At 69.9% G+C, this 13,518-nt stretch carries 16 protein-coding genes and 2 pseudogenes; 8 read left to right on the top strand and 10 right to left on the bottom strand.

The window, feature by feature from the left end; all coding sequences use genetic code 11:
• Nucleotides 1–15 precede the first annotated feature (15 nt).
• Together ACGFZ2_RS03510 and ACGFZ2_RS03505 are read left to right on the top strand one after the other, a co-directional pair.
• The gene (locus ACGFZ2_RS03510) at nt 16–891 is read left to right on the top strand and encodes an alpha/beta fold hydrolase (protein WP_393449757.1); all 876 of its coding nucleotides are present in this window, start codon (nt 16–18) and stop codon (nt 889–891) included.
• A gap of 94 nt (nt 892–985) precedes the next feature.
• Nucleotides 986–1,321 carry a YnfA family protein gene (locus ACGFZ2_RS03505; RefSeq protein ID WP_393449754.1) on the top strand — a complete coding sequence of 112 codons (336 nt, stop codon included), beginning with the start codon at nt 986–988 and terminating at the stop codon, nt 1,319–1,321.
• Between the two features lie 110 nt (nt 1,322–1,431).
• Here the strand turns inward: ACGFZ2_RS03505 and ACGFZ2_RS03500 are convergent, their stop codons facing one another.
• Together ACGFZ2_RS03500 and ACGFZ2_RS03495 are read right to left on the bottom strand one after the other, a co-directional pair.
• The gene (locus ACGFZ2_RS03500) at nt 1,432–2,265 is read right to left on the bottom strand and encodes a hypothetical protein (RefSeq protein WP_393262212.1); all 834 of its coding nucleotides are present in this window, start codon (nt 2,263–2,265) and stop codon (nt 1,432–1,434) included.
• Nucleotides 2,266–2,303: 38 nt separating this feature from the next.
• Entirely contained in the window at nt 2,304–3,308 is a 1,005-nt protein-coding gene (locus ACGFZ2_RS03495; RefSeq protein ID WP_393449751.1) for an AraC family transcriptional regulator, read from the bottom strand.
• Nucleotides 3,309–3,396: 88 nt separating this feature from the next.
• Here ACGFZ2_RS03495 and ACGFZ2_RS03490 point away from each other — a divergent pair, with 88 nt between their 5' ends.
• Both ACGFZ2_RS03490 and ACGFZ2_RS03485 read left to right on the top strand, forming a co-directional pair.
• Nucleotides 3,397–4,230 carry an NAD(P)H-binding protein gene (locus tag ACGFZ2_RS03490; protein WP_393262217.1) on the top strand — a complete coding sequence of 278 codons (834 nt, stop codon included), beginning with the start codon at nt 3,397–3,399 and terminating at the stop codon, nt 4,228–4,230.
• A gap of 270 nt (nt 4,231–4,500) precedes the next feature.
• Nucleotides 4,501–5,196: a class I SAM-dependent methyltransferase gene (locus ACGFZ2_RS03485; RefSeq protein ID WP_393449748.1), complete on the top strand. Its 696-nt coding sequence runs from the start codon at nt 4,501–4,503 to the stop codon at nt 5,194–5,196.
• A gap of 24 nt (nt 5,197–5,220) precedes the next feature.
• On the opposite strand, the gene ACGFZ2_RS03480 is transcribed toward ACGFZ2_RS03485, so the two are convergent.
• Genes ACGFZ2_RS03480 through ACGFZ2_RS03465 form a run of 4 tightly spaced genes read right to left on the bottom strand, consistent with a single transcriptional unit; the run spans nt 5,221 to nt 7,494 of the window.
• On the bottom strand, nt 5,221–5,682 hold the full coding sequence (locus tag ACGFZ2_RS03480) for a universal stress protein (protein WP_393449745.1): 462 nt from the start codon (nt 5,680–5,682) through the stop codon (nt 5,221–5,223).
• A gap of 5 nt (nt 5,683–5,687) precedes the next feature.
• A complete protein-coding gene (locus ACGFZ2_RS03475; RefSeq protein ID WP_393450222.1) occupies nt 5,688–6,932 on the bottom strand; it encodes an SLC13 family permease in 1,245 nt (414 codons plus the stop codon).
• A gap of 14 nt (nt 6,933–6,946) precedes the next feature.
• Nucleotides 6,947–7,318: a DUF4158 domain-containing protein gene (locus ACGFZ2_RS03470; RefSeq protein WP_393449742.1), complete on the bottom strand. Its 372-nt coding sequence runs from the start codon at nt 7,316–7,318 to the stop codon at nt 6,947–6,949.
• Nucleotides 7,315–7,494, bottom strand: a complete 180-nt coding sequence (locus ACGFZ2_RS03465) for a DUF4158 domain-containing protein (RefSeq protein ID WP_393449739.1) — start codon at nt 7,492–7,494, stop codon at nt 7,315–7,317. The genes ACGFZ2_RS03470 and ACGFZ2_RS03465 overlap by 4 nt, the downstream gene beginning before the upstream one ends.
• 125 nt (nt 7,495–7,619) lie before the next feature.
• On the opposite strand from ACGFZ2_RS03465, the pseudogene ACGFZ2_RS03460 reads away from it, so the two are divergent.
• A pseudogene (locus ACGFZ2_RS03460) lies at nt 7,620–8,403 on the top strand (IS5 family transposase); the annotation flags it as partial.
• Here the strand turns inward: ACGFZ2_RS03460 and ACGFZ2_RS03455 are convergent.
• Nucleotides 8,385–9,410 (bottom strand): GlxA family transcriptional regulator, encoded by a 1,026-nt coding sequence (locus tag ACGFZ2_RS03455; RefSeq protein ID WP_393449736.1) that lies wholly within the window; start codon nt 9,408–9,410, stop codon nt 8,385–8,387. The pseudogene ACGFZ2_RS03460 and the gene ACGFZ2_RS03455 overlap by 19 nt on opposite strands.
• A gap of 32 nt (nt 9,411–9,442) precedes the next feature.
• Here ACGFZ2_RS03455 and ACGFZ2_RS03450 point away from each other — a divergent pair, with 32 nt between their 5' ends.
• Together ACGFZ2_RS03450 and ACGFZ2_RS03445 are read left to right on the top strand one after the other, a co-directional pair.
• On the top strand, nt 9,443–10,468 hold the full coding sequence (locus ACGFZ2_RS03450; RefSeq protein WP_393449733.1) for an NADP-dependent oxidoreductase: 1,026 nt from the start codon (nt 9,443–9,445) through the stop codon (nt 10,466–10,468).
• A 60-nt stretch (nt 10,469–10,528) separates the two neighbouring features.
• A complete protein-coding gene (locus ACGFZ2_RS03445; RefSeq protein ID WP_393449730.1) occupies nt 10,529–10,942 on the top strand; it encodes a nuclear transport factor 2 family protein in 414 nt (137 codons plus the stop codon).
• Nucleotides 10,943–11,094: 152 nt separating this feature from the next.
• On the opposite strand, the gene ACGFZ2_RS03440 is transcribed toward ACGFZ2_RS03445, so the two are convergent.
• Both ACGFZ2_RS03440 and ACGFZ2_RS03435 read right to left on the bottom strand, forming a co-directional pair.
• Nucleotides 11,095–11,424, bottom strand: a complete 330-nt coding sequence (locus ACGFZ2_RS03440) for a hypothetical protein (protein WP_393449727.1) — start codon at nt 11,422–11,424, stop codon at nt 11,095–11,097.
• A gap of 129 nt (nt 11,425–11,553) precedes the next feature.
• Nucleotides 11,554–11,967: a hypothetical protein gene (locus ACGFZ2_RS03435; protein ID WP_393449724.1), complete on the bottom strand. Its 414-nt coding sequence runs from the start codon at nt 11,965–11,967 to the stop codon at nt 11,554–11,556.
• A 69-nt stretch (nt 11,968–12,036) separates the two neighbouring features.
• Here ACGFZ2_RS03435 and ACGFZ2_RS03430 point away from each other — a divergent pair.
• Nucleotides 12,037–12,951 (top strand): annotated as a pseudogene (locus ACGFZ2_RS03430) (glycoside hydrolase family 15 protein); the annotation flags it as partial.
• Between the two features lie 5 nt (nt 12,952–12,956).
• Here the strand turns inward: ACGFZ2_RS03430 and ACGFZ2_RS03425 are convergent.
• Nucleotides 12,957–13,514, bottom strand: coding sequence for a PPC domain-containing DNA-binding protein (locus tag ACGFZ2_RS03425; protein ID WP_393449721.1), 558 nt, complete (start codon nt 13,512–13,514; stop codon nt 12,957–12,959).
• Between the last annotated feature and the right edge of the window lie 4 nt (nt 13,515–13,518).

Below are 13,518 nucleotides of genomic sequence, written 5' to 3'. Positions count from 1 at the left end.
GGTGAGGAGACGATCGTGGGCCACGCCGCCGTGCACCACCGGACCGTCGACGTCGACGGGATCAGGATCTTCTACCGGGAGGCCGGGCCGGCGGAGGCCCCGGCGGTGCTGCTGCCGCACGGCTATCCCGCGTCGTCGTTCCAGTTCCGTCACCTCCTGCCCGCCCTCGGCGACAGGTGGCGGGCGATCGCGCCCGACCAGCCCGGCTTCGGATACAGCGACGCACCCGAACCGGCCCGGTTCGCGTACACCTTCGACGCCCACGCCGAACTGCTCCGCCGGTTCGCCGAGACACTGGGCCTGACCCGGTACGTCATCTACCTCCAGGACTACGGCAGCCAGTTCGGGCTGCGCCTCGCGATGTCCGCGCCGGGGCGGGTCGCCGGCCTGGTCATCCAGAACGGCGACATCTATCCCGACCAGCACGGCCCCAAGTACGAGCCGCTCAAGCAGTTCTGGCGCAGCCCCACCGACGAGGGCCGGGAGCGCCTCGCCGCGGCGGTCGGCGAGGAGGGCTTCCGCAGCGAGTTCCTGGGCGAACTGCCCGACCGGCTCAGGGACCGGGTGAGCCCCGACCTGTGGCGACTCGCCGCGGCTTCCGCCGCCACCCCGCAGCGCCGCGCCAATCTGGTCCGCCTCCTCGCCGACCAGGGCAGCACCGTCGCCTGGTTCCCCCGGCAGCAGGCGTACCTGCGCGACCATCAACCGCCGACGCTGATCGTCTGGGGACCGCACGACGGCTACATGCCCGAGGGTGCCGCGCGCGCCTATCTGCGCGACCTGCCCAACGCGGAACTGCACCTGCTCGACGGCGGGCACTGGCTGCTGGAGACGCACCTCGACGAGGTGGTCCCACTCGTCCGCGACTTCCTCGGGCGGGTCCATCCCTGACCACCCACGCGGCCGCACGCCGCACCCCGCCGGGCCGGCTCGGCGGAGTGGGTCGTCCTGCTGACCGGGAGGTGCTTCCGCTAGGTTCCGACGCATGACGGTCGCCCGCTCGATCCTGCTGTTCCTGTTCGCCGCGCTCGCCGAGATCGGTGGCGCATGGCTGGTGTGGCAGGGCTGGCGCGAGCACCGAGGGCTGCTGTGGATCGCGGCCGGAGTCATCGCGCTCGGGTGCTACGGCTTCGTCGCCACCTTCCAACCCGACCCGAACTTCGGCCGCGTCCTCGCCGCCTACGGCGGCGTCTTCGTCGCCGGCTCCCTCGCCTGGGGCATGGTCGTCGACAAGTTCCGCCCCGACCGCTACGACATCATCGGCGCAGCCATCTGCCTCGTCGGCGTCGCCGTCATCATGTACGCCCCTCGCAGCGGCTGATCCCTGGTACTCCGCGACCCAGACCTTGAAGCGGAACCACGAGTCGCTATCCCGCGACCAGCGGCAACGGTGGTCGGCACCTGCTCGGCCCCTGCCCGTGACCGGCTAGATCAACGGCTGCGTCCGGCACCGTCGGGCCGCGCGTCGCCCACCGTCGCCGTGGCAGCGTTCAGCACGGCCCGGAGCGGGGCGTGTGGAAACCTGTCGCCCGTGCCGGTGTCCGGCCCTAGCCGGGTGCTGTAGAAGGGTTCGTCGTGGCGGTCGTCCTGACGGGCCCACAGGTTGCCGGCCTCGTCCCGCTGCCAGATGACGTTCTGACCACGGAAGTCGGCGCGTTCGAGCCAGTCGGCGCCGCACGGCCAGTAACCCTCCCACTGCGGAGGGCGCAGTGCGGCGTATGCCTCGTCGACGGCGGCGACGGCCTGGTCCACGTCGTCATCGTCAAAGACGGCCGCGAATCGGCACAGCAGGGCCAGCGGCGCCCCGGGGTGCTGTAGCTGCGGATCCCGCGCGGCGATCGCCCGGCAGATCAGGTCGAGCTCGGACCAGCGCAACGCGTACGGGTGCCAGTGTGCGAGATCGTCCCATCCGAGCTCGGCCGGCTCGGCCGAGTCAGGGGTGGTGACCTCCAGGCTGTAGGAGTCGACCGAGGCGTCCATGCTCAGGACGACGTGGTGGCCGTCGCCGACCTCGAAGGCCACGTCGAGCGACGAGTCGTCGGAATCCTCATCCGCATCGTCGTCATCGTCGTCGTCCAGCAGGTCTTCGAGGTCACCGAGCCGATCCGCCCCCGGTCCCTCCTCGTGGGCGAAGGTGTACCGCGCCCAGAACACCGGATCACGCAATGACTCTTGCAACACTGATGGAGCCGCCACCACGAGAACTATAGGGACCGCACGAGCGGCATCCCGACCGGGGCCAGCGGCGTGGTGGGCCTCTGCCATGGGCACACCCTGAGACTGGACGCTGGTCCAGAGACAGGTCAGCGGCTGCCATAAGGGGGCGGCTGGTCGTGCGCGCCAGCGGGAGAGGTCTGTCGAGGGACCTGTCCCGGGGGCGGCTGACCGCTCGCCACCGGGGATCGTGCGAGCGTGCGGTGCTTGCCGGGGCTCACGCCGTGGATCCGTTTGAAGGCCGCGCTGAAGCCGAAGGCGTCCGCGTACCCGAGCCGGCGCGCCACGGCCGCGACCGTCTCGGTGGTCTCGGCCAGCATGTCGGCGGCGAGTGTCATTCGCCAGTCGGTCAGGTAGGTCAGCGGTGGCTCGCCCACCAGTTCGGTGAACCGTTTGGCCAGCGTCGTGCGGGACACCCCGGCCCGGGCGGCCAGGGAGGCGAGCGTCCACGGCTCACCCGGCGCGTCGTGCATGGCGCGCAGCGCCGGGCCCACCGTGCCGTCGCTCAGCGCCCGATACCAACGGGGTGCCTCGGCGCCCGGCTGGTCGAACCAGTCCCGGATCGTGCAGACCAGCAGCCAGTCCAGCAGACGGTCCAGCACGATCTGCCGACCCGGGCGGCACCCGCCGAGCTGGAAGTCCAGATAGTCGCGGAGCGATGAACAGTCGTGTCCATCCGGTACGACCAGCACCGGCGGGAGCACTCCGAGCAGCCGCTGCGGCGTCTGGCTCCGGACGTGGTACGCCCCGGCCAGCAGCACCATCTGCTCGGCCGGGCCGGTGTCCGGTGGCTGGGCCACCAGTGACTGGCCACAGCTGACGTCCCGCAGCTCGTCCGGCCGGAAGCTCGACCGGGGCTCGGCGGAGAAGACGAACGGTTCCGGTCCCCGCACCACGACGGCCTCGCCGACCCGTACCAGAAGTGGCTTGTCGCTCTCGGGGTGGACGATCCAGCCCTCGCCACGCAGCGGCACGCAGAGCGTCAGGGGCGCGCCGTCGGTGAACCGCAGCGCCCACGACGGTGACAGCACCGACCGGCCGAAGGCGGCACCCTCCGCGCGTACGTCCCGCAGCAGACTGTCGAACGGGTCCATTCCTTCACGATAGGGCGCGGACGATCACACATGCCCGGCGTACGACCAGCCATGTCCGGCCGGCGGTCGGGCCGGTTGACTCGTGGCCATGACGAAAGAAACGACCGAGATCCTCGTCATCGGGGCAAGCGGGAAGACCGGACGCCGGCTGGTGCGCGTGCTGCGGGCGGCGGGCGCGCGCGTCCGGGCGGCTTCCCGCTCGGGCGAGGTGCGATTCGACTGGACGCAGCCGACCACCTGGCGGCCGGCCGTGGAGGGAGCGTCGGCGGTCTATCTCATCGCTCCGGCGGACCCCGAGACGGCTGACGACTTCGTGTCGCGGGCGGTGAAGGCGGGCGTCGGCCGGTTCGTGGCGCTCTCCGGACGCGGAATCGACAAGATCGACGGGGATTTCTCGCCGAGCATGGTGGCCGCGGAGCAGGCCGTGCGCGACTCCGGCGCGGAGTGGACGATCATCCGCCCGAACAACTTCAACCAGAACTTCGACGAGGACGTGTGGCGCCAGCCGCTGGCCGACGGCCGCCTGGCCCTGCCGATGGGCGCCACGCCGGAGCCCTTCATCGACGCCCAGGACGTCGCCGACGTCGCCGCGACCCTGCTGACCGAGGACGGCCATCACGGGCAGGTGTACGAGCTGTCAGGCCGCCACGCGCTCACCTTCGCCGAGGCGGTGACGACGATCGCCAGGGCGGCCGGTCGATCCATCCGGTACGTGGAGTTGACGCCGGAGGAGTACCGGACCGAACTGCTCGCCGAGGGTTACTCGACGGCCGACGCGACGGCGCTCAACGCCATGTTCGCGGGGATGCGCGCCGGGTATCTCGCCGAGCCGACCGACGCGGTGCGGCGACTCCTCGGACGCGACCCGATCGACTTCGACGCCTACGCCGCGAGGGCTGCCGCGGCCGGCGGATGGTCGTGACGCAGCCGGGACAGCAGCCGATCCAGTAACCCAGCCCGGGTGAGTCGACGGATGAGCCGTGGACGGTGGTTGAGGCGTTGCTGCCCGCGCCGGGTCGGCGTTCGGGTCCGGTGGCGGGATCACCGGCAGGTGATCAACGGGATCTGTGGAAGCTGCTGACCGGGACGTGGGATCGGATCCTGGCCCACGCGCACGAGCCGGTGCTTGTTTGTCGCACCCACGCGGCTTTGGTAGGAATGCACTCTTGCCTCTCGTCGGAACGGGGTCACGGTGACAACAACCGACTACGACAACTTTGCGGACGCCTACTCGGCGGAGAACGAGTCCGGCCTCTTCAACGCCTACTACGAGCGACCCGCAGTGCTTCGCCTCGCCGGCAACGTCTCGGGCCGCCGAATCCTCGACGCGGGGTGCGGTTCCGGCCCGTTGTCAGCTGCGCTGCGCGCCAAGGGAGCCGTGGTCACCGGCTTCGACGTGAGTGCGGCCATGGTCGACCTGGCCCGTCAGAGGCTGGGTGAAGACGCCGACTTGCACGTGGCGGACCTGAGCGCGCCGCTGCCGTTCGCAGACGCCGAGTTCGACGACGTCGTCGCGTCCCTGGTCCTGCACTACCTGGAGGACTGGTCCGGCCCTCTCGCCGAGCTGCGTCGCGTGCTGAAGCCAGGCGGTCGCCTGATGCTCTCGGTCAACCACCCCGCCGGCTATGCGATCGAGTATCCCGAGGCCGACTACTTCGCGCTTACGAAGTACTCCGAGGACTACATCCTGGACGGCCAGACTGTGTGGCTGACCTTCTGGCACCGGCCGCTGCACGCCATGGCAGATGCTTTTGCTGCTGCTGGGTTCCGCATCGCGACGATCAGCGAGCCGCCCCCTTCTCCGGACACTCCTGCAGAGCTGCTTCCACCCGTCAAGGGCTCCGGGTCCTTCATGTGCTTTCTCTTCTTCGTCCTCGAGTCCGCCTAAAGGCGTGTTTCATAAGCCGCTCGGTTATGAAACGCCGGGGGCGGCTTCGGGCCAGACGAGCAGGACGGGACAGGGGGCATGGTCGACGATGAAGCGGCTGGCGGGGCCGATACTGCGAGGCCCGAGGTGGTTACGGCCGCCATCGCGGGCGAGGATGAGCAGGTCGGCGCCCTCGGCGGCGGCCACGACCTCCCGCTCGACGCGGCCGGTGCGCTCAACACGCTTACAGGGACGCCCCAGGCGCTGCGCGGCTTCGGCGAGGAGCCGTTCGGCGGAGGCGGGGGCCAGGTGCTCGACCGCGGTGCCGGGGTCGCGTTCGGGATGGCCACGGCCGAGCAGCCCGGCAAAGGCGCCGTGCGCGGCGCCGGGGGCTTCGGGGCCGGTGACATGCAGCAGCACGATGTCGGCGGCCTCGGGTGCGTGGCTGCGGGCGGCGTCGATGCAGGAGGGCCAGGTGCCCTCGGTGATCCAGGCGATGACTCTCACGGTGATCAGCCTCCGATAACGGTGAGCGAGGCCCACAGTGCCACCACCGCGAGCAGCAGGGCGGCAGGCACGGTGAACAGGCCGAGCCGGGTGAACTCACCGAACTCGACGTCACTGTCGTGTTCGTGCACGATGCGCCGCCACAGCAGGGTGGCTAGGGAACCGGCGTAGGTGAGGTTGGGTCCGATGTTCACCCCGAGCAGCACCGCGAGGACGGCACCGGGCCCGGACGGTGCGGTCAGCGGCAGCAGCACCAGCACGGCGGGCAGGTTGTTGATGACGTTCGCCAGCACCGCGGCCAGCACCGCGATAGCGAGCAGGGCCGCAAAGCCGGTGCCGCCGGGGACCAGATGGCCCAGGCCGGTGGCAAGGCCGTTGTCGACGACCGCGCGGACCACGATGCCCAGGGCCAGAACGAAGGCGAGGAACGGGACCGCGGCGGCGCGCACGATGGCGGTGGGACTGGTGCGGCGCTGCCCCAGAGCACGCACGGCCAGGACGACGGCACCGGCGAAGGCCGCCCAGGCAGGATTGACTCCGAGCGCGGAGGTCAGGACGAACCCGGCCAGTGTGCAGGCCACGGTGGCCAGGGCGAACACCGGCAGCTCACGGGATTCGGCGGTGGGTGGGGCCTGGGCTCCGGCGTCCAGGTCGGTGGCGAAGAACCGGCGGAAGACCACGTACTCGGTACCGATGGCGGCCAGCCAGGGCAGGACCATCAGGGCGGCGAAGCGGGTGAAGCTCAGTCCGCTGGCAGCGAACGCGAGCAGGTTCGTGAGGTTGGAGACCGGCAGCAGCAGCGAGGCGGTGTTCGACAGGTGGGTGCAGGCGTAGACGTGCGGTTTGGGCCGGGCACCGAGCCTGGCGGCGGTGGCGAAGACCACCGGGGTGAGGAGCACGATGGTGGCGTCCAGGCTGAGCACCGCGGTGATCACTGATGCGGCTGCGAACACCTGGACCAGCAGGCGGCGCGGGCGACCTGCCGCGGTACGGGCCATCCATGCTCCGCACGCGTGAAACAGGCCCTCGTCGTCGCACAGCTGGGCCAGGACCAGGACGGCGGCGAGGAAGCCGATCACCGGTCCGAGCCGCGCGGCCTCGTCGCGGGCATGGTCCAGCGAGATCGCTCCGGTGGCAATGACCACGCCTGCGGCCGGAACGGCGACGACCGCCTCCGGCCAGCCGAACGGGCGGACAACGGCGCACGCCAGCACCGCCAGGAGCAGAACGACGGAGACAGCCTCCGCCAGCGAGGAATTCACGATCAGGTCTTCTCCGCGATGGTGCGGACTTCGGAGACCTGCCGGGCCAGCACGCTCACCCCCGGCTGCAGCACCCGGTTCCGGCGCAGCCAGCCCACCGAGTGATCGAACAGCGCCTTCGGCCCCTCCGCGTACGCCGTCCACGCCCGGCCGTGCAGGAACGCCCTGAACCGCCGGCCCTGGGCATGGTCCTCGTACGGGTGGTTGCCGTACGCGTCACGGATCTCCCACGCGTGCTCATACGCCGTCTTCAGCCGCTCGGTGTACTCCTTGACGCAGGAGACATCCTCAATCTCCAGCTGCTCGGCCAGACGCTCCACCACCGGCCACGGAACGGCCAGGGAGTCCTCCAGGAACAGCCCGATGTACCTCACCCCGTGCACATCTCAAGCGCGAAGCCGAGACGGTTGTGGTCACCGCGCCGGTTCGCGATCAGCTTCCAGTCCTCGTCGTCGAGAAAGAAGAATCGCTCCAGCCCGGGCCTCGCCGGCTCCTCAGCGAACTTCCCGTACGCCTCAGCCTGCTTATCAGTCAGAAATTCCACCGGCATGCGGCGGACGGTAGCCACTCCTCACCAGTGATCGAGGATCTTCCGGCGAACCCCCGAAGAAGACCGATCACCTGTGCTAAACGTGTTTCGTAAGCCAGGCTGACGGCATCGAGGTCACGGCGTGGCCGCCGAAGTGGGAGAAACGACAACTCATCGACGGGATCCGGTGGCGAATCCGGATCGGTGCCCCATGACGTCCCGGCCGAGTACGCGCCCTGGCCCACCGTCTACGGCCTGTTCCGCCGCTGGCAGCGTGACGGGACCTGGGACAAGATGCTGTCCGCGTTGCAGGCGGCCGGCGACGCGACCGACCGGATCGCCTGGACGGTGAGCGTGGACTCGATGACCAGTCGCGCCCACCAGCACGCCACCGGCGCCCGCACCGACGGGCATCCGCAGAAGGAACCGCCCGGCGGCGTGCACGACGAGCCGGCCGACCACGCGCTGGGACGATCGAGAGGCGGGCTGACCACCAAAATTCATCTGGCCTGCGAGCAGGGACAGAAAGTCCTCGCCCTGATCGTGACCGCCGGGCACCGTGGTGACAGCCCGCAGTTCATCCCCGTCCTGCGCCGCATCCGCGTGACCCGCCTCGGTGTCGGCCGGCCCCGCACCTGCCCCGACCTGGTCCTGGCAGACAAGGCCTACACCAGCCGCGGCAATCGCAGCCATCTCCGCTCACGCGGAATCAAGTCCTGCATCCCCCGCAAGACAGACCAGGACGCCTACCGCAAGGCCAAAGGCTCCAAGGGCCGCCCACCCACGTTCGACAAGGACCTCTACCGGCTACGCCACGCCGTCGAGAACGGCATCAACAGGCTCAAACGCCACCGTGGCGTCGCCACTCGCTACGACAAGCTGCCGGTCCGCTTCCAAGACCATCACCATCATCACCGAGCCGGTTTATGAGACACGCCTTGGTCGCCAACCGGCGCCGTCCGGAACGTTCGCCGATACGCACGCGGCGACACCCCGGTGGCGGCCAACAGGTGCTGCCGCAGCGAACCACCCGATCCGAACCCGGCCTGCTCCGCGATCCTGTCCACCGGGAGGTCCGTGCACTCGAGCAGTTCCCGGGCGCGTTCGACCCGCTGCTGGGTGAGCCAGGTCATCGGGCTCACCCCCACTTCGTCCTGGAACCGCCTGCTGAATGTCCGCACGCTCATGTTCGACCGGGCGGCAAGCTCGGCCAGGACCAGCGGCCGATCAAGGTGTTCGAGCGCCCACGCTCGGGCCGGTGCCGTCGTCGTCGTGTCCGCTTCGACCACGGGCCGCCGGATGTACTGGGCCTGGCCCCCGTCGCGCCAGGGTGGGACGACGCAGGAACGCGCCGCCTCGTTGGCGATCTCACTGCCGTGGTCCCGTCGGATCACGTGCAGACACAGATCGATTCCCGCCGAGACGCCCGCCGAGGTGAGCACGCTGCCGTCGTCGATGAAGAGAACATCGGCATCGACCATGAGGTCCGGGTAGAGGCCCTGAAGGTGGTCGGACTCACGCCAGTGAGTGGTCACCCGGCGTCCGTCGAGGATGCCCGCCGCCGCCAGGACGAAGGAACCCGTACAGATCGCCATGACGCGCGCGCCGGGGCGGACGAGCCCCAGCGCGTCCCGCAGCGGCGCAGGAAGTTCCTTCTGTTCACCCCATTCTCGCCCGCTGGCCGAGGGAGGGATCACCAGGGTGTCCGCCTGGGCCAGCGCCGTGTGGTCGTGGTCCACGGCGATCGCGAAGTCGGCCGAGGTGCCGACCGGGCCGCCATCGAGCGAGCAGGTGGTCACCGAGTACAGCGGCTTGCCGTCGGGGCCGAGGGCGGCGCCGAAGAGCCGCGAGGGGATGGCCAGCTCGAACGGGACGACGCCGGGAAGCGCGAGCACAACGACGCGATGCATGGCCAGATCCTGACACATGTTGTCCATCTGGCCACTGTAGCGGCCCTGCCCCTCCGGAGATGCTGGACGGGCGCGGCCGCCCGATGCGGCCGGGACGACAGGTGAGGAGCACAGTGACAACCAGCTCAGGGCGAGCGCCAGACCGCATGCTCGCCGTCAGCCAAGACGTGGCCGGGACACCCGACGTACTGAAGATCATCGAGATGGAGCGCCCGGTCCCCACACTCGGCGAGATCCTCGTCCGCGTCCATGCCGCTGGGGTGAACCCCACCGACTGGAAGACCCGCGCTCGAGGCCAGTTCGCCACCGGCGCGCTCCCCCCGTTCGTCCTGGGGTTCGACGTCTCCGGGGTGGTCGAGGAGGTGGGGCCCGGGGTGACCCTGTTCGCGCCGGGCGACGAGGTGTTCGGCATGCCGCGCTTCCCGCATCCGGCGGGCGCGTACGCGGAGTTCGTGACCGCCCCCGCCCGGCACTTCTGCCGTAAACCGACAAACATCGACCACACGACCGCCGCGGCGTTGCCGCTGGCGTCCCTGACCGCGTGGCAGGCTCTCGTCGACACCGCCGACATCCAGCCGGGCCAGCGCGTCCTCGTCCATGCCGCCGCCGGCGGAGTCGGGCACCTGGCGGTGCAGATCGCCAAGGCGCGCGGCGCACGGGTCGTCGGCACCGCAAGTGCCGGCAAGCACGACCTTCTTCGCGGGCTGGGCGCGGACGAGTTGATCGACTACACGACGGAGGACTTCGGCGTCCTCCGAGACATCGATGTCGTGCTCGACACCGTCGGCGGGGACTACACCCCGCGCTCACTCCGGACCCTGCGCAGGGGCGGGATCCTCATCTCGCTTCTGCCCATGGCCCCGGACTTCCCCGTCGACCTTGCCGAGGAACTCGACGTCCGCGCCACCCGAATCCTCGTCGAGCCCGACCATGCGGGCATGAAGGCGGTCGCGGATCTCGTCGCTCGCCGGCAGCTGCGGCCACTCGTCGACACCACTCTCCCGCTGAGGGAGGCGGCTCGGGCCCACGAGCGCGGCGAGACCAACAGCACCACCGGGAAGATCGTCCTTTCCGTCGTCGCCTGAGGCCCGCCCTCGCACGCGACGCTGCTCCAACCACGTCACTGACAAAGGAGTTCCATCCGCATGAGCAACACGACACCTCCCAGCACGGCCGCCGTCGTCGAATCCTTCTTCGCGCGATTCGGCGCCGGTGACGTACCCGGACTCGTCGACCTCTTCGCCGACACGTTCGACTTCGCGGTCAACGGGACCCCCAACATCCCCTGGTCCGGGCAGCGCTCCACCCCGGCCGAGCTGCCGGACTTCTTCGGCTCGTTCGGACGCGTACTCGGACCGGCTCAGGAGTACAACGTCACGGCGACGGTCGTCGACGGGGAGAACGCGGTCGTGCTCGGGCACAACAAGTTCGAGGTCCTCGCCACGGGGAAGACGTTCACCAACCACTTCGCGCTGCACATCGGAGTCAAGAACGGCAAGATCACGACCTATCACATGTACGAAGACACCTATGCGATCGACGCCGCGTTCGCCGCATGAGCCGCGGACGAGCTGACCACGGTTGAGCCGTGCGGTGATCGGAATCGGCTGTCCGGATCCGATCACCGCACGCTGTGCCTCACCACCCGTTGCCGAGCAGCGAGAACCGCGGTCATGCGATCGACGCAGCCCGATAGCGATCCGATACACGCTCAAGCAGCAGTACCCGACTCTGTTTGCTCCCTTGCGGCTGGCTCGGTTGCCGCATTTCCCCGCTGCGCAGCCGGCCAGGGCTCTCCGCCATGAAGACCGGCCACCTCGCGTTTTGGGATCCGTGCCACGAGAACAATCACCCGCTCGGGGTCAGCCGGTGCCCGTCCGAGCACGCGCACTTCGGCCTGCTCGGCGAGGGTTGCGTCAGCCAGGATGGAGAACACGAGGTCGCCGTCCGTCCGGCTGTACCCATCGGCCGCCAACTCGACGACCGCGCCAGAATGCAGCTCAATGACCCAGCGGGTCGGTGGTCCGGCAGCGAACCTCACGGCTCGAAGGCTAACGCCCGGAACAGCTGGGCCAACGCCGAGTCGGAGGTCCATGCCAGCGGCACACGGTTTAGGAAGGCGACTGCGGCGGGTTGGTGAGCTTGCCCTTGACCTGGACGTTCGCGTCGGTCATGCGCCGGACGAGTCAAGATCATTGCACATACTCTGCACGGCTCTCGGTCCGGCGCCTTCGACTGCTGGGTCCGCCCGACCTGCCGCATTGGGGTCCGTGAGCCAGCGATGGTCGTAGCCAAGGTGGTCCCAATGGGAACGCATCCACTGCTGCTTCCGGGCAGAGGAGGTGCGCCACAGGTACCTCAAGTTGTCACTCACCAGATGCCGCCGCTCGGGAGCGACACAACCGGGTAGCCCATGGCACAGGTCGGCGAGTTCGTTGATCTGTTTACGCCGCTTCAGCAAGGTCTCCAACGCCTGGTCGTCGTCCACCGGAGCCGTGTAGAGCCGGATCTCCAGGAAGGCCAGGTGCAGGAGTTGCAAGACGGCCTTCTCTGTAACTACCTGCGGCGGCTCGACGATCGTCACCGGACGATTCTCTCCTGGGCCGCTGACGAGTCGACACGCGTGCAGTCGTCTTTCGGCAACCGCAGTTTGGAAGATCTGCTGGACTACGCCGTCGCGTTCCTCACCGAACGGGTGCTGGCCGACGGCGACCGGCTCTCCCCCGCCTACACCGTTGACGGCGACCCGGTCCCGGACCAGGAGGAGCTGGGTTACCTGGCGGGCTATCCAGGGGCGCCGCCGCGGGTCGGCAACTGGGTCCGCGGGCAGTTCCAGCTCGATGTCCTCGGCGAGACGCTGCTGCTGCTGGCCGTCGCCGGGCGGCACGACCGGCTGGACCAGGCCTCGTGGCGGGCGTTGGAGCTGACGGTCCGGATCATCGGGAAACGCTGGCGCGAGCCGGACTCCGGCATCTGGGAACTGCCGCCCCGCCAGTGGACCCATTCGAAGCTGATCTGTGTGGCCGGGCTGCGCGCGGCGGCCGGGGTCGCGTCGGGCGGACAGGCAGGACGATGGCTTGCCCTGGCCGATGCGATCCTCGCCGACGCGGCAGCCCACGGGCAGCATCCGTCCGGGCGCTGGCAGCGGGCGTACGACGACGGGCGGGTCGACGCCGCGTTGCTCTTCCCCGGCATCCGGGGCGCGGCGCCGGCAGGGGACGCGCGGACCGAGGCGACCCGGCGGGCGATCCTGGCGGAGCTGGAATGCGACGGATACCTGTACCGGTTCCGCCCCGACAGCCGCCCGCTGGGGGACGCCGAGGGAGCGTTCCTGCTCTGCGGTTTCGCGGCCGCGATGGCCGCCTGGCAGGCCGGCGACGTCGTGGAGGCGAACCGGTGGTTCGAGCGTAGCCGGGCCGCCTGCGGCCCGGCGGGCCTCTTCACCGAGGAGTACGACGTGCAGCAGCGGCAGTTGCGCGCGAACCTGCCCCAGGCGTTCGTGCACGCGCTGATGTTGGAGACGGCGGTGACCCTGGGTCAGGCGGTACCCTGCCCATCGCCCGGCTGAGCGGTCTACCCGCCGCCCGTGCCCGAGATGAGTGCCAGCCCGGTCTCCGGGTCCACCCGCTTGGCCAACTCAGGCGCCACCTCGGAGATCATCACCTCCAGTGTCGGCCAGACCCGGCCCCGGAGCAGGTGCCCGCCCATGGTGCTGCCGTCGGCGCGGCCGAGCACCGCGTGCACGTGCAGCGCCGGCGCCCCGTCCCGCTCGGCGACGTCGCCGAGCAGGGAGAGCACCTCGACCTGCTCGCGTACCGGGATCCGGCGGTAGTCGCGGGTCTCCCGGTCGAACCACCCGACCTCGGCGTCGGCGAAGCCGCCGACGGCGGTCACCCGGGCGGCGTGTATCCGCTGCTCACGCAGCGCCGCCCCCACGGCCTCGACCGCCTCCTCCCCCTTGTCGCAGACGACCACGAGGACCCGTCCGGTCTGGTGGTGCAACTCGTGCGCCCTCATCGCCGACCGTCCCGCCGCCAGCCGCCCGGCAGGGCGGTCACCGTGCTGCCCCGACCGGTCGGGCGGCCACTGGTGTGCCAGGCCGGCACCGCCGTCGTCGCGTCCATCGCACATTGTT

Origin of the sequence: Micromonospora sp. NPDC048063, from assembly GCF_043202855.1 — a bacterium.
Classification (GTDB): domain Bacteria; phylum Actinomycetota; class Actinomycetes; order Mycobacteriales; family Micromonosporaceae; genus Micromonospora.
Note: the sequence above shows the minus strand (reverse complement) of the source record. Positions and strands in the feature narration are given on the sequence as shown.